The organism is Citrobacter sp. C6_1 (assembly GCF_014596835.2).
GTDB lineage: Bacteria > Pseudomonadota > Gammaproteobacteria > Enterobacterales > Enterobacteriaceae > Citrobacter > Citrobacter pasteurii.
Window position 1 is genome coordinate 1,124,356 of sequence record NZ_CP115031.1, and the last position, 22,351, is coordinate 1,146,706.

Annotated in this window: 24 protein-coding genes; 6 read left to right on the forward strand and 18 right to left on the reverse strand. The window is 43.5% G+C overall.

Features of this window, described 5'->3' with window-relative positions:
• Positions 1-17: 17 nt before the first annotated feature.
• A complete protein-coding gene (locus IB196_RS05520) occupies positions 18-581 on the reverse strand; it encodes a helix-turn-helix domain-containing protein (RefSeq protein WP_045889379.1) in 564 nt (187 codons plus the stop codon).
• Positions 582-1,625: 1,044 nt separating this feature from the next.
• Between IB196_RS05520 and IB196_RS05525 the strand changes: the two genes are divergently transcribed.
• Positions 1,626-2,051 carry a hypothetical protein gene (locus IB196_RS05525; protein WP_188232384.1) on the forward strand — a complete coding sequence of 142 codons (426 nt, stop codon included), beginning with the start codon at positions 1,626-1,628 and terminating at the stop codon, positions 2,049-2,051.
• A gap of 140 nt (positions 2,052-2,191) precedes the next feature.
• Here IB196_RS05525 and IB196_RS05530 read toward each other — a convergent pair whose 3' ends face one another.
• The 10 genes from IB196_RS05530 to IB196_RS05575 all read right to left on the reverse strand — a co-directional run bounded on the left by IB196_RS05530 (position 2,192) and on the right by IB196_RS05575 (position 9,501).
• A complete protein-coding gene (locus tag IB196_RS05530; RefSeq protein ID WP_188232383.1) occupies positions 2,192-2,512 on the reverse strand; it encodes a cell wall-binding protein in 321 nt (106 codons plus the stop codon).
• A gap of 26 nt (positions 2,513-2,538) precedes the next feature.
• Positions 2,539-2,925 (reverse strand): hypothetical protein, encoded by a 387-nt coding sequence (locus tag IB196_RS05535; RefSeq protein ID WP_188232382.1) that lies wholly within the window; start codon positions 2,923-2,925, stop codon positions 2,539-2,541.
• A gap of 49 nt (positions 2,926-2,974) precedes the next feature.
• The gene (locus IB196_RS05540) at positions 2,975-3,247 is read right to left on the reverse strand and encodes a hypothetical protein (protein ID WP_072010564.1); all 273 of its coding nucleotides are present in this window, start codon (positions 3,245-3,247) and stop codon (positions 2,975-2,977) included.
• 188 nt (positions 3,248-3,435) lie between these two features.
• Positions 3,436-4,701 carry a relaxase/mobilization nuclease domain-containing protein gene (locus IB196_RS05545; RefSeq protein WP_188232381.1) on the reverse strand — a complete coding sequence of 422 codons (1,266 nt, stop codon included), beginning with the start codon at positions 4,699-4,701 and terminating at the stop codon, positions 3,436-3,438.
• The gene (locus IB196_RS05550; protein ID WP_188232380.1) at positions 4,698-5,105 is read right to left on the reverse strand and encodes an ATP-binding protein; all 408 of its coding nucleotides are present in this window, start codon (positions 5,103-5,105) and stop codon (positions 4,698-4,700) included. Before IB196_RS05550 ends, IB196_RS05545 begins: the two co-directional genes overlap by 4 nt.
• A gap of 201 nt (positions 5,106-5,306) precedes the next feature.
• Positions 5,307-6,257, reverse strand: a complete 951-nt coding sequence (locus IB196_RS05555) for an ankyrin repeat domain-containing protein (RefSeq protein WP_188232379.1) — start codon at positions 6,255-6,257, stop codon at positions 5,307-5,309.
• A 15-nt stretch (positions 6,258-6,272) separates the two neighbouring features.
• Entirely contained in the window at positions 6,273-6,713 is a 441-nt protein-coding gene (locus tag IB196_RS05560) for a hypothetical protein (protein ID WP_188232378.1), read from the reverse strand.
• A gap of 1,117 nt (positions 6,714-7,830) precedes the next feature.
• Positions 7,831-8,295 (reverse strand): GNAT family N-acetyltransferase, encoded by a 465-nt coding sequence (locus IB196_RS05565; RefSeq protein ID WP_188232377.1) that lies wholly within the window; start codon positions 8,293-8,295, stop codon positions 7,831-7,833.
• 36 nt (positions 8,296-8,331) lie between these two features.
• Complete coding sequence (locus tag IB196_RS05570) at positions 8,332-8,847, reverse strand: DinB family protein (RefSeq protein WP_348936030.1); 516 nt, start codon at positions 8,845-8,847, stop codon at positions 8,332-8,334.
• A 51-nt stretch (positions 8,848-8,898) separates the two neighbouring features.
• On the reverse strand, positions 8,899-9,501 hold the full coding sequence (locus tag IB196_RS05575; protein WP_188232375.1) for a helix-turn-helix transcriptional regulator: 603 nt from the start codon (positions 9,499-9,501) through the stop codon (positions 8,899-8,901).
• Between the two features lie 43 nt (positions 9,502-9,544).
• Between IB196_RS05575 and IB196_RS05580 the strand changes: the two genes are divergently transcribed.
• The 4 genes from IB196_RS05580 (at position 9,545) to IB196_RS05595 (ending at position 13,079) form a co-directional block, all read left to right on the forward strand.
• Positions 9,545-10,234 (forward strand): B3/4 domain-containing protein, encoded by a 690-nt coding sequence (locus tag IB196_RS05580; RefSeq protein WP_188232374.1) that lies wholly within the window; start codon positions 9,545-9,547, stop codon positions 10,232-10,234.
• 26 nt (positions 10,235-10,260) lie between these two features.
• Complete coding sequence (locus tag IB196_RS05585) at positions 10,261-11,154, forward strand: dihydrodipicolinate synthase family protein (RefSeq protein WP_188232373.1); 894 nt, start codon at positions 10,261-10,263, stop codon at positions 11,152-11,154.
• A gap of 126 nt (positions 11,155-11,280) precedes the next feature.
• The gene (locus IB196_RS05590) at positions 11,281-12,426 is read left to right on the forward strand and encodes an MFS transporter (protein WP_223237012.1); all 1,146 of its coding nucleotides are present in this window, start codon (positions 11,281-11,283) and stop codon (positions 12,424-12,426) included.
• Between the two features lie 338 nt (positions 12,427-12,764).
• Complete coding sequence (locus tag IB196_RS05595) at positions 12,765-13,079, forward strand: multidrug efflux SMR transporter (protein ID WP_188232371.1); 315 nt, start codon at positions 12,765-12,767, stop codon at positions 13,077-13,079.
• Between the two features lie 405 nt (positions 13,080-13,484).
• On the opposite strand, the gene IB196_RS05600 is transcribed toward IB196_RS05595, so the two are convergent.
• Positions 13,485-13,802, reverse strand: a complete 318-nt coding sequence (locus IB196_RS05600) for a multidrug efflux SMR transporter (RefSeq protein ID WP_188232370.1) — start codon at positions 13,800-13,802, stop codon at positions 13,485-13,487.
• Positions 13,803-14,220: 418 nt separating this feature from the next.
• Here IB196_RS05600 and IB196_RS05605 point away from each other — a divergent pair, with 418 nt between their 5' ends.
• On the forward strand, positions 14,221-14,409 hold the full coding sequence (locus IB196_RS05605) for a hypothetical protein (protein ID WP_188232369.1): 189 nt from the start codon (positions 14,221-14,223) through the stop codon (positions 14,407-14,409).
• 200 nt (positions 14,410-14,609) lie between these two features.
• Here IB196_RS05605 and ndhC read toward each other — a convergent pair whose 3' ends face one another.
• From ndhC to IB196_RS05635, 6 genes are all read right to left on the reverse strand, one after another.
• Entirely contained in the window at positions 14,610-15,026 is a 417-nt protein-coding gene (gene ndhC, locus IB196_RS05610; RefSeq protein ID WP_188232368.1) for an NADH-quinone oxidoreductase subunit A, read from the reverse strand.
• A 394-nt stretch (positions 15,027-15,420) separates the two neighbouring features.
• Positions 15,421-16,068, reverse strand: coding sequence for a Tat proofreading chaperone DmsD (dmsD, locus tag IB196_RS05615; RefSeq protein WP_188232367.1), 648 nt, complete (start codon positions 16,066-16,068; stop codon positions 15,421-15,423).
• 18 nt (positions 16,069-16,086) lie between these two features.
• A complete protein-coding gene (locus IB196_RS05620) occupies positions 16,087-16,935 on the reverse strand; it encodes a DmsC/YnfH family molybdoenzyme membrane anchor subunit (protein ID WP_188232366.1) in 849 nt (282 codons plus the stop codon).
• A 1-nt stretch (position 16,936) separates the two neighbouring features.
• Positions 16,937-17,557, reverse strand: coding sequence for a DMSO/selenate family reductase complex B subunit (locus IB196_RS05625; protein WP_188232365.1), 621 nt, complete (start codon positions 17,555-17,557; stop codon positions 16,937-16,939).
• 4 nt (positions 17,558-17,561) lie between these two features.
• Entirely contained in the window at positions 17,562-20,000 is a 2,439-nt protein-coding gene (locus IB196_RS05630; protein ID WP_188232364.1) for a DMSO/selenate family reductase complex A subunit, read from the reverse strand.
• Between the two features lie 557 nt (positions 20,001-20,557).
• Positions 20,558-21,979: a hypothetical protein gene (locus IB196_RS05635; RefSeq protein WP_188232363.1), complete on the reverse strand. Its 1,422-nt coding sequence runs from the start codon at positions 21,977-21,979 to the stop codon at positions 20,558-20,560.
• Positions 21,980-22,351 lie beyond the last annotated feature (372 nt).

Here is a 22,351-nt window from a genome sequence, read left to right on the forward strand (position 1 = left end):
CCGCGCTGTTATGTCTTTTAAAAGGGAATGCCGTCAGTTGGATATCTGTTTCTGGATTTTTTTACAGGCTTTGTTTTGCGTCCTGCGCGATAAAAGTTGAATGAAGTGGCAAAATCTTCAGTCTCAAGTCTGGATTTACTGAATTTATCCATCAGATCTTCATTGAAACGATGAGGAATGCCTTTTACGCATAAATTAGAATTCAGGTAAACCTGACCATCTTCAGCATTACGGATCAGTATTTTCCTCTCAAATAATTCTCTGAATGCACGTGAAACATTTGATTTATTCAGTCCTAACTCTCTGGCGGTACGTGACTGTGAAAAGTCAGGGATAATATTTCCATAATCAATGGCTGAGAAAAGATAAAGAACAATTCTGAATGCCGTTGGTGTCAAATCCATTCGGGCGAGTGTGGCCGTATTATCTTTAAAGACCATCGAAAAATCGTCACGAAAGGATGTCTTTTTACAGGCACTTGCTTTAACTTTTATTTCTTCCAGATCTTCGGGCATAACATCTAATGCTTCTGCAATAATTGCTTTTTGTTCTTTAGTTAACATAACACTTGTGTTTGACATAATGGTTCCTTTTTTATTATTGTGATAACAGATATGGCATATTAAATTTGTTTGTCAATGCTATTAGTAATGAAAATTTAAAAAATATTATATTTATTGCGCTGTGATTATTTTTTTTAGTGGAATATTAAGGGTTGTCAGAGTTATTACGAGGGGTGCTAAATTTCACCATCACCTGTTATGTCATTAATAATTTTGGGTTCTGAAAGATACAACCAATATTCTATCTTAACTTGTTAATGTAATTGATTAATTTTATTTTTGAATTTGCAAGATAAAAGAGTGCTAAAGAAACAAGAAACCGAAATTTAGCTTTAGACTGACACAAAATTCCATTGTACACAGTTTGATAAACACTGCCATTGCTGATTTTCCTTCGTAATATTATTCCTTAAGTGAAGCCTGCGCACCTGTGTGTTGCGCCACTGGGCTTCAGAACATTGCTATAGTGTTTAACTGTCAGTAGAAATACGCTTCGCGCAGGAGTTCAGACAGTTGGGTTTAGCTCTCAGTACAAATACGCTTCGCGCAGGAGTTCGGACAGTCGGGTTTAGCTCTCTGCAAAAATACGCTTCGCGCAGAGATTCAGACTGCTGAGTTTAGCGAAAGAGTGGACCCGACTACATGATTTACCCGTTAACTTAATACGGCTTACGCCGGAACCCCTTCGGAAAAATCCTTTCTGCTTCAGCGAGTGAGTGCTGTGGGCACTCAGCGGCGCTGCAAGGGGGATTAAACGTTGGGTTTTCATCTGACGGGTAAAAATAATCTACATATATCTGTCGTCGGGGCGTGAGCCGGTGCGTAGCACTCTCTCAAAAAAATTCCTGAAGGGGTTTTATCTGAAATCTGGAAACTACCTGGCTTTTGAAAAAAGAAAGTGGTAATGCAATCGATCGGGCTCAATATTGCAACAGCGAAAGCTGTTTCCAGTATTAACAGGATAAATAGTTGTCATTTTAAAATAAAATATTTTCAATTTTGTATTGATTTAAATTTTAAAGCTGATAGTACTTAATTATAAAAACAAAAAAGGAGAGGGTTATGAGTAATGTTTGTGTTTCTTCTCAGGAAGAAAAGTTTATATTTGTTGTTGATAAGTATATAACACACCACCGCGACAGTGTTAACAACAATAATTTTTACAGAAAACTTTATGTGCTTTTCGCTGGATACCATCTGAAGTATTTTTATTCACGGGCGCAATATCGCAATTCGTGTTATCACGTTGATAATATCATGCAGATGTTTATAGGAGTCGTTTCTACCCTGAAGGCCCCTCTGCTCAGGCAACTCGCAAACAGTAACACATTGCTGCATTGCCTGAATTCGCTCGTGAATTATATTTCAGGCAATCTGGATGAAGCAGAGCACATCTATGCTGATTTACTGGCACAGTATGAAAAGAAACGCATTGCACGTTCTCTGGCTTATACACCACCAGGATCCGTGGTCAGGAAAAGGCTGTGAGACAGCGGAAATGCGTCGGACAAGGCTGAGTATGGCTGAGTGACATAAACCAGTCGTTTCCCGCAAGACGTTACCGGGCATTAAAAAGGCAGGAGCCACCGGTTTGGTGTCCTGCCAGGCGGGATTGTTTTACTGTGGCCTTACTTATCAACGACCTGCCAGCCATCATCCGTTTGGACCAGCGTGACAGCCGCTGTGCGTTTTTCGTTATCGACAACAGCTGTTACATTGCATTTATAGCTTTTATCCGATAGTTTTTCGCAGTCGTGTTTTTTGACTGATTTTAACGTCCGCAGCATGTCAGGCGTGATATCGTTTCTCGCTATGGATTTAACGATGGAATTCGTCTGCTCCACGACCTTATTCATCGCAGTGTAAATATCCTGCTCAGACGGTTCACCGGTACAGCCACTCAGCAAAAAAATGGACGCAATGAGTGTGGTAAATGCATATGTTTTCATAAAATAATCCCAGACTGTAGAGTACGTTATTGAATAAGACCGGTTTTCATCTTGCTGCTGTTTTCAGAGAACGTCCAATTGCTGACCGTTTCGCCTTTAAATTCGATTTCCAGCGTTTTGGCCTGCGTCTGTGAACCCCCTGTCAGCAGTCCAATCACGGGAATGAATGTGGTGGCATCAAACTGATTGTTGTCCATCGAGTAAGTCCATTCTTCATTGCCACTATCAAGTGTAGTTTTGGTTTCGGGCTGACCGAATGCGGTAATGATTTCTGATTTCGTTGTTTTATTTTTGATGATTTTCGACTGCAGACTTTGTGATGTTTCTTTTTTTAGATGCTGGTTGCCTGATGATGAACAGCCAGAAATAAGTAAAGAAGAAATAAAAAACACAGAAATCATGAATCTGTTCATAAGTTCTCTCATATTAATTTTTTATGTTTGCGGTGGTGTGAAATTAATATCACCGTATAAAAACAACTCTGTCTGCATATTTCTTTTTAATTATGCAGATAAGAATAATGACGCTGGCAAAAAATGTAATGACTGAGACAGGAGTGCTGCCGGTCAATGAAAATACTAACCAGGCGAGACCGAATGCCACGAATTGAAACAGGAATGCCACACTGAGCGGACTTTCACCATAGGCCACTTTTGCATGGCAACCTTTGCAAATCCGCACGCCGTGCGGGCTTTGTGTAAAGCAGAAGGGGCAGCTAATCGTTTTATTATCCATCATGACTCCGTGGCCTGATTTAAGGTGATGTATTTTTGAACATTTTCGATGAATGATCCGCTTTAGTAAAATTGCTTGTACCGATCGATGGATCTTAGTTGATAGTCTGCGCCTATTATAACTAGATTATCGATCTATATAAACGATCAATATTTTATTGACTATCACTAAAGTATGGACTAATTAACTTATGGTGCAGGATGGGGGTTAGTTTTAACTAATTGTTCTTTAATGGGATTTGTTGTCATGGAATGACAGGGTGTCAGAAGATGCAGGTGCAGGATTTGGTGGAAAGGATGTGCAGTGGCATGTAGCAGAGACATGCCCCTGCGCCTGAGAAGTGCCACAATATGGCCGAGCAATACAAGCCACGAATGCAGACGACGCTGGCGGGGTATCTTACGAGCTGTATTATGCAGTTTGCTCCTGAGTTGAATGACACCCACTGTTTCCTGTTGTCTTTCCAGACGAATTTTTTTTTCAAGTTGAAGGATTTTCTCCAGAATCGTTTCCCGGTTTGCAACCCGTTCTTCAGGGGCGCATGATGGCACTGGCACTGGCACTGGCACTGGCACTGGCACTGGCACTGGCACTGGCACTGGCACTGGCACTGGCACTGGCACAGTTGTAGGTTCTGTTGGCTTCTGCGCTTCTTTTAGTAAAGTCAGATGCTCCGGCGTAAAATCAATCAGTGCTTGCAGGGAAGACCAGCCATATTTTTTACCCAATTGAGAGGCTTTAAAGGCGATACCCTGGTACTGAAATGAAAATCCATTCATTTTACCCGTTGTGGCGATATTGGGTTTGCAGCTCACTCCTTCCTGTTCCAGTAAGCGAACAAAAGTTAGTAAATCGGGACGGGGGGTTAATGCATTGCCGATAAGGGCCTGCAACTGTGACTTAGGGCAGGGAGCTGCTGTGCGTTCTGCCATCATCAGTTCATTACGGGAAGGCTTCCTATTATCCTGGCGGTGACTACCCGTTACACTCGTAGTTTCGGTGAGACCGTGTACTCTCTCCAGCTCACTGATAATCCGCGTGCTGATAAGATTTTCATTTTTCCCCAGGTAGAGTTTTCCACCGACCATGTTAATACGACTTGCAATGATATGAATATGCTGCCCATCCGGATCATCGTGCATGATATAGCAGCGAAGATGGGTGTCAGTGAAGCCCATTCGGGCCATATAATCGTCAGCGAATGCTGCCCACTGTCTGTTTGACAGATTCTCACCCTTTGGCAGGCGAAGCGAATTATGCCAGACAGGTTTGGCGACATCGGGACGCAGCAGTCGGGTGCCTTCAAATTCATTTATAAGCTCTGCAGCAGCGCTGCCCGTCATGTTGCCACCGATAACATAAGGCGTGATTTTGTGGTGAGAACCTGACTTCAGGCTGTAGAGAATCACACCAGCGAATTGTTTACCCCTTTTTATTTTCTGCATGCCTTTCATCGGTCTGACTCCAGAAAGGTTGTAGGAATAAGGTGATCGCGAAGAGTTTTTATTTGTCTGCGCAGGGCAAAGAGTTCTGTACGGGTCAGTTCGCTGTCAGGGCTTTTGCTGTCGAGATGGTTCAGCAGGTGGTTTAAATCCTGCGAAAGGTTGCCGAGTTTAACCCATGCTTCACGATTAATTTCAGGCAGAACCGGTGGGAGTTTATTCAGAGATGCCATTCTAAGCCATTCTCCTTTTTTATACTGGCCTCTCTTACTGTCGAGAATAATTAACTCTTCCTCATTTAATCTGACACTGATGCAGTGAGTTCGTATTTCATTATCAGGAAGTTTGTCAGTATGGAATTTACCGCGTTTTGATACTCTGGTTATATCATCATCATTACTCATGTCACTGTTCATAGTTATCCTTTTATTGCATGTTTATTACTACAGATAACTGATGAGGTGAATAAGTCAAGTTGTTGTGGGGTAAATATTTTAATTAGCTGGATTAAGAAAGGTATACCATTTAACAAATAGTATACCCAAGAGGACTTATAAACTGAGTTATCATGAAATAAAACCTTTCAGACTTAGAAGAAGGGTGTTCACTTCTGAATTTTAGAGTCTTTTTCGCACAGGCGCACGGGGGATCTCTGGCTTCATTTCTTTTAACAGATCTTTTTTCTCTCTTCCTGCGATATAAGAAAAAATCTTATCGGAGTCAGAACGCTGTCTGAGTATATCGTCGTCCATTCGGATACCATTTCGGATAAACCATTTCACTCTCTCTATGCCGGTGTAGATACCAATATGCTCATTGCGACAATTATAAAACTGTGTGTGCTTTATTTCGATATGTTGTTTTATTTCGTTAAAGATTGATCTCATGTCTTTAACATATAATTCAACTGTACAATGCTCTGCAAGCATGAAATTAACACCATTTTGTTTGAGGAATTTAATAAGCTCTAAAGAGTTATAGGTGATATGTCTGATTAAAACAGGTGTGCTATCGATTTTATCTATATGACGGATAAGAGCACCGACGTTTGATTTGTAATGCCACTTTCCATTGTCCACAGACAAATCGAGTACTGATTTACCATTATGATCAGTGTGATTAATATTACAGCCTTTTTTTATCCAGTAATCAAAAATATCCTCGAAGTAGAGATTATACAGAATGGTCTGGCCTTTATTATCGATACTGTGAATATCTACTCCTGAGTTAAAAAGGATCTCCGCGCACTTTATATCATTGCGCTTCGTGTGAAGGCAGGATTGACCTTTATTATTCTTATGCTGAATATTAATGCCTGAATGGATTAACAATTCCAGAATTTTGGGGTTAGTGTTACAGAACAGTGCGTTATTACCATAACGGTCTGTGAGGTTTATTTCTATGCCTGCTTCAATCATTGCTTTTACAGCGTCCACATGATTACAAAAGAAAAGAGCATTACGACCATCTTCATTTAATGAATTAATGTCGATTCCTGCTTTGATACAATCATGGACGTTCTCTCTGGTCCAACTGCAAAACAAATTATCTATTGTATACATTGTCATGGCTATTCTCCTTTATTAAGCTGCGAATTTGTTATAAATTTCATTGTTAGCACTATACTCTTTGATTTTGACGATATCGTCATAGATCCGAGAGAATGAAAACCATGAGATCTCTTTAACTTCTCTTTTCTTGTTTTGATAAATGATATTGCACCCGCGAAACTGGAATGCATTGTTGAAGGCGTCATGGTTCGCGTTTCTGAGAAAATGAACAAATGATTTAATTGTCTCTTTCTTGCTTATGTTGTAAGAGAGAAAGGTATGAATAGAAAAGAGGGTTAAGATATTTCTCTGAGTAATCATATGTCTGGAGAAGTAGCAAAAATAAAAATCCTGTTTTTCATTGGCTGTTTTGCTAAATACAGAAAATTGTGGGTTATATAATCTGTAGAGATCTGCATTCTTTTTTGTTTTAGCAAGATAGTTTGTTAGTGTTGGGTAATTTTGTTTTTTCATTTTCATTCTCCTTTATTGTTTGAATGAAATGAATATATATTATTAATTAAATAAAAATCAAATTTATTTTTAATGATTAAAAATAAGAAAGCGTTTTCTTTTTATTTAATCAATTTAATTCGATGTTTTATATAGAGAATGTAATTTTTTCAAAAAGTGCTGTTTTTTATTTATCATTAATAAATTTGTTTGTTTGTGGCGGAAATTACATGATTGTCAGTGGGTGGCTGAAAATATCAGGCGTTGATAGGGGTATAAATTGGGGTATATGCTATCTAGAGAGCAGGGCAGCATTTATTCGAAATTTTATATAGCAGGAAGGTTTTTCAGTAAAAGTGTTCCATCAATAAAGAATTTCTTCAACTCTATCCATATTGTGATTGTTAGAGTGAGGTGAAAAGCTGGATTATATCATCTCATTTATTCTGTGCTCAGGTATAACTTTTAATTCGAATAAAACTATTGTTCATAGGTGTACCAATAAAGCTAAGAAATTCATATCTGAGAAAATATTTACGGCCTGCTTTCTCTGCTGCTCTGATCGATAGTTGATTTTCAGGGACAATAGTTCCTATCAAAAGGGAGTATTTTCGGCATGCTGGCAAAGAGTCTACTCTCTTAGTCGCGTGTCCAATATTCGCAGGTAAGATCAGTCTCAGCCCGAAACAGTTTGAAAGTCAGAACCTCGCTTAGAGCCGCGTACACATTATGTGGGTAGTATCAGAGCACCTACTGGCTCGAAAGAAAAGCGGCGGTCATCTCGTGATTCTCGCTCAATATTCGTAACCAGTAAGCGCATACCCTGAATCACTTCAAAGTGTAATTCTCAGGGAGCGAATGACTATATCTCGCTCACAGCAGATCTTCTGCTCACTAAGCTCGTCCGCTTAGTGCCAGAAGCGGACCTTGCCAACACAATTCTCTGTGTCAATTTAAGGGGAGCAGGTCACTCGGGTTAGGGCAGAACGCAAATAGGCCGAAGTCGGGCAAGTGAGTGCCGAAATTAAGCAAAGCGACTCTCGCATAAGAGTCGCCCGGGTGGCAGATTTCTGCACGGCTTCCCGTGCAGACTGACGGTAAGACATCACTGAATATTTTATTATCGGACGTTCAGGTTTCACTCACTCTGGCCAGATTTCCGGTAGATGTCCGGTCGGTTGATTTGCCAGACAAAATCAGGTTGGTTCAGAGGACTGAACCCTAATTTCTGATATAGCCACGGCGCACTGTCTGTAACCAACATTATCCGCCGAAGGCGTGAAAAAACCGGGTGCGCATGGCAGCACTCAATCATCCACCTGCCCAGTCCGGTCTTCTGGTACTTATCAAGTACGTACACGTCACAGAGATAACCAAAGGTGGCATAGTCAGTGACAAGCCGGGCAAATCCGATTTGATCCGAACCGTCTAGTAAGCCGAAACACAGGCTGTTACACACGGATAGCCTGACGGTTTCCTCATCAATTCCGGGAGCCCAGGATGATTGCGAAAGATAATCGCGTATGGCATCAGTCCGGAAAAGTGAAGGGTCAGTTGTCACTGTATAGCCGTCTTTTTTAAAAGTCAGATGTTGAGTGTGCACAAGGCACCTCCTTTAGGATACCTGTCAGCCTAGGTGCTATTTATTGCCACAAAGAGTATCTTCATAAGAGGAACTCAGCATGGTGGTCAGGAGCATGGGAGGGATTGGGAGTCTGTTTTTCTCCAGTAACGGACTGCAGGTGCTCAGATGGTAAATGGCATGTGTGAGCAGATGCAGAAGGATCTCCCCACGTGTCATGTCGCCAGGGTCCCCGTCAGTGAAAGTGAACTGCAGTCTCTCAGCGGCTGTGTCTGAATTCAAAGATCTGGCATAGGTAATAAGCCAGTCGTTGCTGTTTACAGCCTGTTGCCTGAGCACCTGCAGCTCGGGAATGTCATCACTGACAGTAGAGTCAAGGCCATGCTTTTCTCCACATAAATGTGCCTTAAAAATCTTATCCACGATATGAATGTGGTTGAGCCAGTATGCTCCCACACGAACAACATCAGGCCGGGAATGGCATTCAGGAGAAAGTAACAGGTCATAGAAAGCGATTTCCTGATATTTCTTGAGTTCCATAAGTGTGACGAAAAAGCCTGATGATTTATGCATGTTCATGTGCTCCATGTGGTTATGTAAAATTCATATTCTGCCAGACACCCCTCAGGATGATTTTTCGTTAACGGTCATGATGAAATTCAGGATGCCATCGCTCTGATTTTCATAAAAGTGCGGGACATCTGTTCTGGCGATCGCGGAGTAACCGGAACTCACCTGGAAAAAACTCTCTTTTACTCCCAGCGTAAGCGTACCGGCCTGTACATAAAGTAATTCCAGCGTTCCGGAAGGATGCCCTGACGAAGAAAATCTTTCCCCAGGCATCATTTCCCACATCCAGAGTTCAGTCATGTCCGGCCCTCCCGATCCTGCAAGAAGCCGGGCACTTCCCCCTTTTTCTCCTTTCCAGAGCTCAGGGATCTCAGTGTTCGCAATGATGCGGACATCTGGCTTTGTACTGACGTTAACAAAATCCGCAACGGATACCCCCATGGCTGCAGCAAGACGGCACAGCAGCGCAATACTGGGGTTGGCCTTACATCCCTCGATCTCTACCAGCATGCCTTTACTGATGTTTGCTCGTTTGGATAGCTCATCGAGAGATAATTTTTTTTGCTTGCGGTACTGCTTTATCCGGTGCGAAACAGCTTCGTTAATGATACTAACATCTGAACCGGCTTCGGTCACTAAATTGACTTTTTTGGTCATTGGTCGATATCATGAAGTAAATTGGTCATTACAGGATTATCTCGTGTCGAAAGTATCTCCGTCAATTGCTCCTGAAGTTTACGGCATCGCCCCCGGTTTCCGTGCTCTTAGTATTTATGTGCAGGCGGCGCCTGTTCTTAACCCTCACGTTGGAAAAATGGCTCTGAAAGAAGCCTGTGAAGCTGTTCTGGCTGGCAATCCCGACTGGGCTGAGGCTCATCTGTCGGCCTGGGCAGAAGCATTCAAGGGATTTGGTGCCAAGCCAAAACGTACTCCTTGCTCAGCAGATGCCTTACGTAAGCGCGTTCTTCGCGACGGTACAATGCCGGCGCTCGACCCGGTAGTGGATTTGTACAACGCTGTCAGTCTGCAGTATGCCGTTCCGGTTGGCGGGGAGAATATCTCTGCCTATCAGGGTTCACCACGTCTGGTTGTGGCAAGAGGTACAGAACCTTTTGATACTGTGAAAGAAGGTGAGACTGCCGTTGAATATCCTCCACAAGGTGAAGTTATCTGGTGTGATGACCTTGGAGTGACCTGCCGTCGCTGGAACTGGCGACAGGGGATCCGAACCCGCTTAAGTGTGGATGCTCAAGAAATGTGGTTCATTCTGGAAAGCCTGCCACAAATGCCCCTCGAGAAGCTTCATGAAGCCGGGAGGAAGCTGACTGACGGCCTTGAACAAATGATGCCCGGTCTGTGGTTTGAAGTGGCTCTCATCGAAGAGCAATGACAGTAATATCATTCAGGAGAAACACAATGTTCACCGGATTGTCTGCATTCCCGTTAACCCCAATCACCGCCAGCGGCGTCGACGAACAGGGGTTCAGTAAGATTCTGGCCCGCCTTACGGCGGCCTGTGTTGATTCGATGGGCATTCTGGGATCAACAGGAAGTTATGCGTATCTGACCCGGGAACAGCGAAATCGTATTGCTACTCTGGCGAAACAGCTTGCTGGAGATATTCCTGTGATGGTGTGTGTGGGGGCGGTCAGTACCGATGCCATCCTGTATCTGGCAGATGATGCACAGGCAGCGGGCGCGGATGCCCTGTTGCTTCCGGCGGTCAGCTATCAATCACTCCGTGATGAAGAGGTCTTTGCACTTTTTGAGACGGTGACCCGGCATGTGTCTGTCCCTGTATGTGTCTATGATAATCCGGGCACCACGCATTTTACCTTTACAGATGAACTCCATGGTCTTCTGTCATCACTCGAAGGCGTTCGTTCAGTTAAGATTCCTGGTGTCCCTAATAATCTGGCTGCGGCCACTGAGAGGGTGGCTGCGCTACGCAGATATCTTCACCCGGGAGTGACGATCGGTATTAGTGGCGATGCTTATGCCGGACTGGGATTAAATGCAGGCTGTGAGGTCTGGTACTCAGTGTGCGGCGGTTTGTTCCCGGAAACAGCAAAACAGATCACTGAGGCAGCAGCAACAAGGGATCATGCCTGTGTAACCGAACTGACAACCCGGCTGGAACCGTTGTGGGCGTTATTCCGTAAACATGGCGGTAGTATTCGCGTTATTGCTGCAGCTGCTGGCGTGCTTGGGCTGACTGATACGGATTGCTTGCCTCGTCCTCTACAGCCTTTGTCAGCAGGCGATATCGCGGATATTGCCCATGTGATAACTGAGCTTGAGCTGAAGTAACCCACCCACAGGACTGGCATTCTGCCGGTCTTTCTGAAAAATGACCGGGCAATAATCCTCATGACAACCCTACGGTGTACAAACGCTCCTGTTAAGGCAGGCCTTTTTCGCTATGCCTGTGCAGCGATGCTGGCACGCATTGCAGATGGGGGCGGGGTGCTGGCCGTGATTTTACTGTGCCAGTCATCTGAACAGTATTTCTCGGTTACGGGGTGGATGGCAGCCTGCATTACCCTCCCACATATGCTTGGACCGTTCATTGCCCGCAGGATCGATACAGCCATCGACGGGCGCAGGGTAATTGCAACTGCCTGTCTGGCTTATGCCGCCCTCATAGGGTTACTGACAGCGACTTTCGGCCACGTCCCTGTACTTCTGACTGTATTACTTCTGGTCGCTGCAGGACTCTGTGGTCCTCTTTTCACTGGTGGGATCAGCACTTTTCTGCCTGCCATTGCAGGGTCGGAGCAGAAAAGTCAGCGCCGGGCTCAGGGTCTTGACGTGGCGACCTACGGTTTCGGTGGCACACTGGGTCCCTCTGCTGTTGCCGCCATCTCCGCCTGGGCTTCTCCTTCCGCTGCTTTTTACCTTCTTGCTGTGGGTACTGTTATTGCAGCTTTTTTTATCATGCGTCTTCCACTTTCGCCGGTCACACAATCCGGAAAGCCTGTAGAAGTTACCGGTGCCATTGCAACGGTGGGTTTGATGATCAGGCACATTCATCTGCGCTGGACGCTTTTTCTGACGATGGCTGTCGCGTTTGCTGTCGCAGTCCTGCCGGTTGTTGCTGTAAATATGTCAGAGGTTCTGGGTGTCACTTCTGCTACAGCCGCTTTCCTGACTGTAGCCTATGGAGCGGGTAATCTGGCAGGATCAGTCTTCCTAATGATTATTCCACTGAGAGGAGAACCCGACGGGCTGATGCTGAGCACAGGATGGTTGACTGCCGGCGGCTTGTTTTCCATTTTTTGGGTCAGTGGCTATTTTCCGGTTTTTGTCTGCTTTTTTATCACTGGCATGCTCAATTCAGCTTTTTTTGCCGCAACGCTCGCCGCGCGCTGCGAATATTCTCCACCATCCTGTCGTGGCCAGGTCTTCGTCTGGGTTGGAGCCATGAAGATCACCGCTGGCTCACTGGGTACCGCTGCAGCTGGCCAGATGATGACATTGGGGACCTACGCGCCGCTCGTATTAAGCCTGAGTGTCCTGTCAGCAGTTCTCGTGATCTCCCTGTCGGGCCGCATTCGGCTGTCGTTTAAAAATAATCACTGACAAAATAACCCGTCGGATAGTCAGCAGAAAACGTTTTCTGCCGGTTTTATCAGGTAGGTATGGCTGCTCCTGAAGACGGTAAAGATTTCAGGAGCTGTATAAGGGGATGGCTTTATGCTCCAGGATTATGGGTATTGAATTTCTGGACCTTTCTGACCGGTGAGCTGGTTATCATGGTGATCCCCGGACCTAACAGTCTCTATGTTCTTCGTACGGGAATATGCAGAGGTACTGGCGCTGCATATAACTGGATTTCATTACAATCAAGCCGTGGCGGGACGACCCGCTACATATAGGGCTTTTACGGGACGACCCGATCTGTTATAGGAGTTGTAGATATGGCCTGGTTAATGCTTGCTGGCGCAGGTGTACTTGAAGTGGTTTGGGCATATGCCATGAAGCTTTCAGAAGGATTCACCCGACCGCTGTACACAATAGTGACGATCACTGGAATGATTGCGAGCTTTGCTTTGCTGTCTGCAGCGATGCGCTCATTGCCTCTGGGAACAGCCTATACTATCTGGACCGGGATAGGGGCGGTGGGCTCATTTGGTGCTGGTTTGTATTTTCTGGGTGAACCGGCCACTCCAATGCGCATACTGGCTGCAGTAATAATTGTGGTTGGTCTTATAATGATGAAGATCGCATCCTGACGACATATTTTTGCCGGGCTGGAGATGTATCCTCCCGGCAGTTTAATAAAATGATGTCGAGTGTAGCGTATTCTTATTTAACAACTTGCAGTCAACAAAAATGTTTGTTTTAAATCGAAAATCTGAACAGACTTAACATCTTATTTGGTCTCATAGTCCTCATAAACAGTAATGCTTGGCATAAAATATGAAGATATTTTCATTTTAATACTATGCCCACAATAAAACCGGCATTCCCGGAATTATTGAAAACGCTGTTACTTTAAATGTAACGACATAGCATCACGTAGATTTTTATCAGAAAGGCAGTGCGCATCAAGCTCCGGACACTAATCTCTGGTCATCACGGATGTGCTATAAAGGGGAAGACTGCAGGAAAAAGCAATATTTTCCTGCAGGCGAAAATTATCTCGTGGCGAACTTCATCATGATCACTCCCCCAATGATCAATAGGGCAGCAATCAACCTCATCGGGTTAACCGCCTCACCGAAGAGGGTGATACCCAGCATAAAGGCACCGACTGCGCCGATACCGACCCATATTGTGTAGGACGTACCCAGAGGAAGAGTTTTCATTGATACAGCCAGTAAACCAAAACTGAGGATCATGAACAGTAGAGTAACAATGCTGGGAATGAGACGTGTAAATCCCTGTGATTCCTTCATTGCTCCTGCCCAGACAATTTCGAAAATACCAGCCAGAATTAAGTACAACCAGGCCATAAGAACTCCTGCGTGCCGGGTCGTCCCGAAGTGTTGATGTTAACCGGGTCGTCCCGGCTACATTCCAATTATATACATTGAAGAGAGAGATACAATACTTAAAATTAAATGTCTCTTATGCCTACTGGTTTTGATACGCGTGTTTGTAACTGTTTTATTGAACATAATGGCCAGATAAAAATTGATGATAAAGATCACTGACTCGTTGTTAAAAGGTTGAGGTTGCTCCTGATCTGTTTATGAGTGGTTAAAATTATTGAGCAATGACTTATGCTATTATATATTTTAAGCGCTATTGAATCTGTGGTATAAAGTATTCTCCAGGTGCAACAGGGCCTGGGCTGACGGGACGACCCGCAGTGTATTATCTAACTATTTCCCAGAGGGACGACCCTCGGATTATATCCGGAGGTGTATCATGAGTACTGTTCAACCCCTTTTTCTGCTTATCGGTTTGATGACTGGCTATATCATCGTGCAGCTAATCATTGATACAGGTGTTGATCCAGGATTCAAAGCCTCATTTCTGATGTTCTCCATACCTCCTGTACTGGCAATAATCGGCTGGAAACTAGGAGGAATAGTGGATAAAAAAAGGCGCAGGTAACACTGATTATCTTCTTCCTGTAGCACGGGCTGTTCACGGTGTTCAGCACAGCCAGGATCATACACTTTTGTCTGACCCTGAACCCGCTTTGACAGGATGACTCAGACCGCATTTATTACATTTAACAATGGTACAGTATTCCGGCTGGCTAACCTTAAACCAACGGAATACTGTCCTGTCAGATTGCAACAAAAGCCATCTCATTTATCTGTCGGAGGCCGGGTGTGTCTCGTGTTGTCCTGTCCGCCTATCTTCAGAACCCCCATGCGTGCTTCATAGATAAGACCTACCAGCAGAATGGCGATAAACACAGCAGCACCAATAAAACCGGCCCAACCCGTTTCTCTCACCGAGATGGCGTAGCTATACAAAAATAAGGCCTCCGCTTCAAAAATCAAAAAGGCAATGGCCACCAGGTAGAATTTAATTGAGATCCGTAGCCGGGAAGTCCCTACTGGTGAGATACCTGATTCAAAGGGTTCATGCTTACTGTGACCTTTTGAACGTCCCCCAAGAAAGCGTGAGAGTATCAGCAGGAGAGTGCTGATGGAGATGGCGCCGATTACAAAAACGACCAGTGCCCACGAACCTCCGACTATTGCGTTACCAGTTACCATAAAGACTCCTTTTTTGATAGATAGAATGAGGGAATACTTTCGGGCTTGAAGCAACAAAAACCAGATCAGCCAGACTAAAAAAGGGGAGGGGGCCACGTGGTTTTACAAGAAGTAAAACAGGGAAAGTGAAATGAAAAAGATAAAAAAGGCCCATATTCCTCACCAGAAGAAAATGGGCCGTCCCGTTCAGGTTACTCGCGCCGGAGGTCGTCCTCAGGCGGTTATAATTTAGTCATCTCAAGACTATAACATCTGTGCAGAAGCTTTCCTAGCAGGTAGCTAGGAATTATCAGAAGCTGAACTGTACTCTGTTCTGAGCCAGGAATTATTCATCTATCATGCCAGAATACAGCTCACCGTTGGGTTAGACTAATGAAAAACCAGTCTCGCCATTTCACCTGCCCTCCCGGATTGAAAAGTATATTTTCCGGCTCCGGACAGGTACTGGATTCTCTTTCTGCCATAACCTGAGCGTTTCATTAGTCAGTGCGCTTAATGATGAGTAAAAAGGGTGGTCTGCATATAAGGTCAGGCTGTGCAGATAATGAAACGCCCACGGAAGAAGGTGTATAGACATGAGTTCACTTAATCCAGTTTCATCATCTTGATCTGCAAGCCACGAACCCAACAATAAAAGCAAACCCAGATGGTCCTCAGGTTCAGCATCCTTGCGGGGATATGCAATACCTTTAACATCCATCCAGTTACGAAGCTCGCATGTTGAGTGTCCAAAATTCACACAATCCTTATCAAGCCACACTGACCCCCATGGTGGAATTGTAAGTTTCCCCGGTCCCATGAAAAGGCGGGTGTAAGCTGTATCCCGGGTTTCCCCCTGGTATTCCAGGCTTGATGTTAAATGTGAGGCATATCTGTCTATATGTTTATTTCTTTCTGGCCAATCACAAATCCAGTTATGAGAAGCAATAAAAGATATAATTTCCCTGTTTCCACCAGAAGAAGGGGGATTAAGAAAAAGGCTACCTAAAATTCTTCCGCTGTATTTTACTAAAGCTAATTTGTCAGCATTAAAAATTCCCATTACTTAATCATCCTTACCCTAAACAAGTCCAACAGTGAAATGTAAACTATAAAAAATGAATCGACCTACTATTTCTCCGAAAAATACCATTATACATGATAAAAAAAGCCAGGCAGGGTTAGGGGAAACGCGTATTGAAATGAAAAATATGCACAGGTATACCCCAAAAATAATGAATGAGTATTTCAATCCAACCAGCCAGGGGAATTCTGGCAGAATTTCGCTCCCACGATGTAACGTGGTACTTATGAGTGACAGATCATGCCATTGTAAAAGGGTAATCATCAGACTAAGAAATACGACCAGTACCATAAAAATATGCAATATATTTTTTTTAAGTTCAACACCACTGGACTGTAACAGCATAGCACCAAGAACAGGGCTTACTATTAAACTTGTCATATAAAAAGACAATGGCGTAAATACATTATTCCATGTAGGAATGGTTGGCACCGAAGAGTATACTTTTGTTATCAGATACAGAAAAAGTAGTCCGGAAATGACCGCAACAAGAGAAAAAAACTTTGCTAATTTCAAAGGCAGTATATTAATCCATGAGGTTAGCCACCATAGACCAGCAATACCAAAAAAAGCAGACCCTGCAGCTATTTCATTGCTTAATGCTGAATAACCAATTCGGTTAAGCGCATTTAGTGCGCGAAATGGAGAGCCCAGATGAAAAGTCGAGGCTGCAAACGCAACAGACATCATGATCCACAATATAAACATCCTTGTCAGGATTTTTTTTCTTACCAGACTGTTATTATTACTAAACCACCCATAGACTAAAATGATAAACGTTCCCACCACACACTGGCTAAGTACAGTAAAAAATACGAGGGGTAATTCATGCCATCCATTATTCATTTTAAATTTCCTCAGGGTTTGCCAGGTATCCAGTGCGATCATTCACTGGCCGGCTGTTTGCGTTCGGCGTAATGACTAGGCTGGGCCGGGTAAAATGTGATGACGGTAAAGGTGCAACAGCAGCTAACTGGCCATATTTCTTTCTGAGCTCTTCTATTGGTCCCATGTCAATTGCACGAAGCGGACACGACTCAACGCAGACCGGTTTTTTTCCCTGATGAACCCGCGAATAACAACCATCACATTTTGTCATATGTCCAAGTTCCTCGTTAAACTGCGGAGCACCATAAGGACAGGCCATGTGGCAGTATTTACACCCAATACAAACATCCTCGTTGACCACCACAAAGCCATCTTCCCTTTTATGCATGGCTCCGCTGGGACAGACTTTGGTACAGGCAGGATCGGCACAGTGATTGCAGGATATTGAGAGATAATATGTAAAAACATTATTATGGATACTTTCACCTTCCTCTCTGAGCCATGATCCACCTGTATATTCATATATTCTGCGAAAATTAATATCGGCAGCTAAATTTTTATAGTCCTTACATGCCAGTTCGCAGGTTTTGCAACCAGTGCAACGTTCACTGTTTATATAGAAACCATATTGAGTTGACATTTACTTACCCTTCATATTTTATAATTTCAACAAGGTTTGTATGCTGCGCAGTTCCTTTGGACAACGGAGAAGATCGATGGTTGGTCAGAGTATTGATGCAGGAACCATGATCAATTCTATCCCCGTCCATATTTGCGTTATGCCATGCGCCTTCTCCCATCGCTGCTACGCCAGGCATGATCCTTGGGGTAACCTTAGCTTTAATAGTGAGCGCACCTCTGGCATTAAATACCTTAACAGTATCTCCGTGTATGATATTCCTTTGTTCTGCATCAAGTGGGTTGATCCATATTTCCTGTGGGCAGGCACTTTTGAGGATATCGATATTTCCATAGCTGGAGTGGGCTCGTCCTTTAAAATGAAATCCAGTCATCTGTAGCGGATAAGATTTACGCTCAGGAGCATCCCAGCCATCAAAGGTTGATGCATAAACCGGAAGCGGACTGATGACTTCATCATCCAGGAGTTCCCATTTCTGCGCCAGTTCTGCCAGCCTTGAAGAATAAATTTCAATCTTACCTGATGGTGTTGATAAGGGATGTTTTACCGGATCATCTCTGAATTCCTTAAAGGCAACCAGATGTCCAGCTGGGTCTTTTTGTTTATAAATCCCCATATCCCTGAATTCCTTATAGGAGGGAAGGGAAGGGTCATCAGTGCGCATTTTATCATACAGGAACTCCAGCCACTGTTCCTGTGTCCGGCCTTCAGTAAACTTCTTATAGATGTCATCGCCTAATCTTTTAGCAATTTCACTAACCGTCCAGTATATAGGTTTCCTCTCAAATTTAGCATTGGTTGCCGGCTGAACATGAATGAGATACCCCATATTTCCGGCATATTCATTTGGCATAAAATCTTCCTGCTCAATACTCATAAGATCAGGTATTAAAATATCGGCATATTTAGCAGAGGCAGTCATGAAGATTTCAGAGACGACGATCATTTCACATTTATTCTCATCACAAAGAATTTCATGTGTCCGGTTAATATTGCCATGCTGGTTAATTAACATATTCCCAGCCCTGTTCCATATGAATTTCACCGGAACATCAAGCTTGGTTTTACCCCTTACGCCATCCTTTAGTTCGGTCATTTCAGTACCATGATCAACCGCATCAGCCCATTTAAAACAGGGAATGCTGGTTGTAACCGGGTTTTCAAAAACCGGTATCCGCTCAATTGGCATCATATAAGAATTTTCACGGGAACCACTATTTCCGCCATGGATACCCACATTTCCGGTAAGTATCGCCAGCATGGAGATTGCGCGCGCATTGAGTTCGCCATTTGCCTGGCGTTGCGGCCCCCATCCCTGACAAATAAATGCTGGTTTTGCAGAACCTATTTCACGGGCAAGTTTAATGATTTTCTCAGCTGGAACAGAGGTTATGCCTTCACCCCATTCAGGTGTTTTGGCTGTATTGTCTTCACCGTAGCCCAGTATATAAGCCTTGTAATGGCTGTTGGCCGGGACGCCATTTGGTAGTGTTTTTTCATCGTAGCCAACACAGTAATTATCCAGAAAATTCTGATCGACCATATTTTCAGTAATAAGCACCCATGCCAGACTGGCAGCCAGAGCAGCATCTGTACCAGGGCGAATAGGGATCCATTCGTCCTCACGGCCTGCTGCGGTATCCGTATAGCGGGGGTCGATAACTATCATCCGGGCATTTGATTTTTCACGCGCCTGTTCAAGGTAATATGTTACGCCACCTCCGCTCATCCTTGTCTCTGCTGGGTTATTACCAAACATGACCAAGAGTCGGGTATTTTCAACATCGGACATGCTGTTACCAATATCCTGGCCATAGGTATACTCCATAGCGGTATTAATTTGTCCGTTGCTGTAGTCACCGTGATAGCGAAGGAAACCGCCATAGCAATTCATCAAACGTGCAAAAAGGGAATCGAAAGGCTCTGAATAGGTTATGTTTCCACCAATGACACCAGTAGAAAAGTTCAGGTAGATTGCCTCATTGCCATATTCTTTCTTCACCTTTTTTATTGATGATGCAATCGCATCCAGTGCTTCATCCCAACTGATACGTTCAAATTTTCCTTCGCCCCTTCTGCCAATGCGTTTCATTGGATATTTAAGCCGATCAGGATGATTGATTCGTCGCCTGATTGATCGTCCCCTCAGGCAGGCTCTGACCTGATGGTTACCATATTCATCCAGACCGGTATTATCTGTCTCCACCCAGTAAATCTCATCATTCCTGACGTGGAAGCGTAATGCGCACCGGCTGCCACAGTTAACAGAACATGCCCCCCAAACCACTTTGTCAGGACTTGCTGTTTGTCCGGCTGCCCTGACAGGTGGAATATTGGCAAATGGCATGAACACGTTACCTGCAATGGCAGCAAGACCGCACATTGTTGAATTCTTTAATAAAGTACGTCTTGATGCCTTTATCTTTTCCAGATATGAAGCCATTTATACTTCCCTCTTTCTAAAGTAATCAGTTACTTAAATTGAAATCCAAACACTGTATTCACGCCTAAAAAAGCTGAAAAATTGCACTTCATACTCCTTTTTGGGGTCAATATAATGATCAAAAGAAGTAGGTATTTTGACCTTGATCTATAAAAGGTCAATATAATGACTATTTGAGTCATTGTGATTGAGGTTCTGTAGCCTTTTCAGTAAGGAAGCAGCATTCAGGAAAAAATAGTGAAGTATGCTTAAGAGGTTGGCATGGATTGGTTTCAGCAGTCTTGCAGGTCTGCCTACAAGATGATTTTGGAGGAAAAGCGTATGATTTCGCTGGAAATGAGGACTGAAGGAAAATATAAATATAATGAACTTCGGGATACACTTTTTAAGCTAAGAATTAAATATGGTGTTATTAGTGTTAAAGATAAGGGTATTTTTCTGTATGAAGAAAATTATCAGGACTGGCTCTATTACCACCATAGATATGGTGTAGTAAAAAACAGGTTCCAGTAATTAATAAGGGTGCTGTTGCAGCACCCATAATAATATACTGGCGTCTATACTATAGTATGGTCATTGAATTTCTCTTTTTCTTTATTATCACTACGAACGAAAAAGTAAATCATAGCAAGGATAATAATCACAAATCCTATCCCGACAATCCAGTAACCTGGGCCAAATGGCCCTGGATTAAGAACCATATACACAAGCGAGCCAGCAGAACAGAGCATCACACCAGTGCGCAATATCCACTGAATAAATTTATTCTCGTCATCTCTTAAAAAATGGTGGGCTAGCAACATCACTACCATGATTGCTGGAAAAAGGATTAGGCTGACATCAAGATGTAGCATTCTGAAAGCAAATCCGTAGTCTCCCAGGGGGACATCTTTAGAGGAGTTGTAAAGATCGGCCCGGTACTCTTCCAGAAATCCCATGCCTGCAACAGTGATAACAATGCTGCTCCAGGTAATAAAAATACCACCGAGAGTATATTTAGCTGTCTTAGTTAGCGTATGTTCCGGCATTTTTTTACCGAACAAAATAGCACTGATAAGTAACATACCGCCCAGTAAGAAGAACGTACCAATAGTAAAGTCCCCTAGATCAATGCCAGCCACACTCTGACCCCGTGGAGCATAGAATCCCTTCTCAGTAAAAATATGAGGAATCTGCATACCAGAGCCACCAAAACCGGAAACAACCATGATTATAATGAGTAGAATCAGACCTGTTATGGCCATCCATTCCCCTGTGGATTTTGCAACTGCTGCAGAACCTGACAGATGGCGTCCATATTTCCAACTGATGACAGATAAAATAAGTCCAATTACTGCTACTACCATCATATCTGAATGCGATCTTAACAAATTATCCTGCCATTCTTGTAAGGAATAGCCTATCTTGCCAGCGTACCATCCCAGAATCCCCGGCCAGTCACCAAAGTCAAGGATAAATCCTGCCAGATCACCAATCAGGGCGGCAATAACAGCAGTGGCTGACGCCGATAAAACTAAATAATATGTAGCTGATCGTTTGAGATCCTCATTTTTAATCACTATTAAACCGTATGTCATCGTGATTAAAATAACATCAAGTGCAATAAATGCGAGGATTTGATACCAGAGAAAAATTTTAGTATATTCCATTGAGCGGTTAACCGCTCCACCTGTAACACCAATTATCACAGTGGCGACTGTGCAGAAGAATATAATTTTCTTGAATTTTTTATCAAGATTAAAAACCTGGCTGATAATCAGAGCTGTTATTCCTGCAAGACCAACAGTCATGCCATGAAAATACATCACCCTAGAGTAATCAACCGGGGTGGTTCTATCAACGAAGATAGAAAATGGATTGGATATAAACACACTGCCTATGGCATATACTACTAAGATAATTAATAACCATTTAATTACCTGTGGCCATGGATATTTTCCGAGTCCTATTTCAGAACTGGTGTTAGGAGGGTTAGTCATGATTTTTTCCTCTTAAAATGCGCACGCCGTAATGTTGCTTGTCTCTTAAAATCACTGGTTCGTGTACGTCCTGTCCGGGAGGGCTGACAGGGTTCCTGTTTGAAAACATGAAGGTTTCCTCTTGCCGGCATGCTGATGGCATTACATCTGCTGCCTGTATAAAAGACTTAGATATCAATAGCTAAATGTTTGCGTATCGTCAGAAAACGCCAGGTCATTATGATGACCATTATAGATATAAATATTGACCGATATCTAGTTTTACGTTCTCTGCTACTATTGCTTGATATGTTTTTTGTATAACTCAATGATAAATAAGAATATATTTTTACACACCAGAAAACATCTTCAGGATAGCCAGAAAAGCCACAT

Excerpts from the sequence above, each read along its gene's own strand:
- IB196_RS05605 (WP_188232369.1), top strand. The coding sequence starts at position 14,221 with ATGAGTACTGTTCAACCCCTTTTTCTGCTTATCGGTTTGATGACTGGC.
- IB196_RS05545 (WP_188232381.1), bottom strand. The coding sequence starts at position 4,701 with ATGAAAGGCATGCAGAAAATAAAAAGGGGTAAACAATTCGCTGGTGTG.
- IB196_RS05520 (WP_045889379.1), bottom strand. The coding sequence starts at position 581 with ATGTCAAACACAAGTGTTATGTTAACTAAAGAACAAAAAGCAATTATT.
- IB196_RS05635 (WP_188232363.1), bottom strand. The coding sequence starts at position 21,979 with ATGACTAACCCTCCTAACACCAGTTCTGAAATAGGACTCGGAAAATAT.
- IB196_RS05560 (WP_188232378.1), bottom strand. The coding sequence starts at position 6,713 with ATGAAAAAACAAAATTACCCAACACTAACAAACTATCTTGCTAAAACA.
- IB196_RS05555 (WP_188232379.1), bottom strand. The coding sequence starts at position 6,257 with ATGACAATGTATACAATAGATAATTTGTTTTGCAGTTGGACCAGAGAG.
- IB196_RS05525 (WP_188232384.1), top strand. The coding sequence starts at position 1,626 with ATGAGTAATGTTTGTGTTTCTTCTCAGGAAGAAAAGTTTATATTTGTT.
- IB196_RS05570 (WP_348936030.1), bottom strand. The coding sequence starts at position 8,847 with ATGCATAAATCATCAGGCTTTTTCGTCACACTTATGGAACTCAAGAAA.
- IB196_RS05540 (WP_072010564.1), bottom strand. The coding sequence starts at position 3,247 with ATGGATAATAAAACGATTAGCTGCCCCTTCTGCTTTACACAAAGCCCG.
- IB196_RS05625 (WP_188232365.1), bottom strand. The coding sequence starts at position 17,557 with ATGTCAACTCAATATGGTTTCTATATAAACAGTGAACGTTGCACTGGT.
- IB196_RS05600 (WP_188232370.1), bottom strand. The coding sequence starts at position 13,802 with ATGGCCTGGTTGTACTTAATTCTGGCTGGTATTTTCGAAATTGTCTGG.
- dmsD (WP_188232367.1), bottom strand. The coding sequence starts at position 16,068 with ATGGGAATTTTTAATGCTGACAAATTAGCTTTAGTAAAATACAGCGGA.
- ndhC (WP_188232368.1), bottom strand. The coding sequence starts at position 15,026 with ATGGTAACTGGTAACGCAATAGTCGGAGGTTCGTGGGCACTGGTCGTT.
- IB196_RS05620 (WP_188232366.1), bottom strand. The coding sequence starts at position 16,935 with ATGAATAATGGATGGCATGAATTACCCCTCGTATTTTTTACTGTACTT.
- IB196_RS05590 (WP_223237012.1), top strand. The coding sequence starts at position 11,281 with ATGCTGGCACGCATTGCAGATGGGGGCGGGGTGCTGGCCGTGATTTTA.
- IB196_RS05630 (WP_188232364.1), bottom strand. The coding sequence starts at position 20,000 with ATGGCTTCATATCTGGAAAAGATAAAGGCATCAAGACGTACTTTATTA.
- IB196_RS05550 (WP_188232380.1), bottom strand. The coding sequence starts at position 5,105 with ATGAACAGTGACATGAGTAATGATGATGATATAACCAGAGTATCAAAA.
- IB196_RS05585 (WP_188232373.1), top strand. The coding sequence starts at position 10,261 with ATGTTCACCGGATTGTCTGCATTCCCGTTAACCCCAATCACCGCCAGC.
- IB196_RS05530 (WP_188232383.1), bottom strand. The coding sequence starts at position 2,512 with ATGAAAACATATGCATTTACCACACTCATTGCGTCCATTTTTTTGCTG.
- IB196_RS05535 (WP_188232382.1), bottom strand. The coding sequence starts at position 2,925 with ATGAACAGATTCATGATTTCTGTGTTTTTTATTTCTTCTTTACTTATT.
- IB196_RS05575 (WP_188232375.1), bottom strand. The coding sequence starts at position 9,501 with ATGACCAAAAAAGTCAATTTAGTGACCGAAGCCGGTTCAGATGTTAGT.
- IB196_RS05595 (WP_188232371.1), top strand. The coding sequence starts at position 12,765 with ATGGCCTGGTTAATGCTTGCTGGCGCAGGTGTACTTGAAGTGGTTTGG.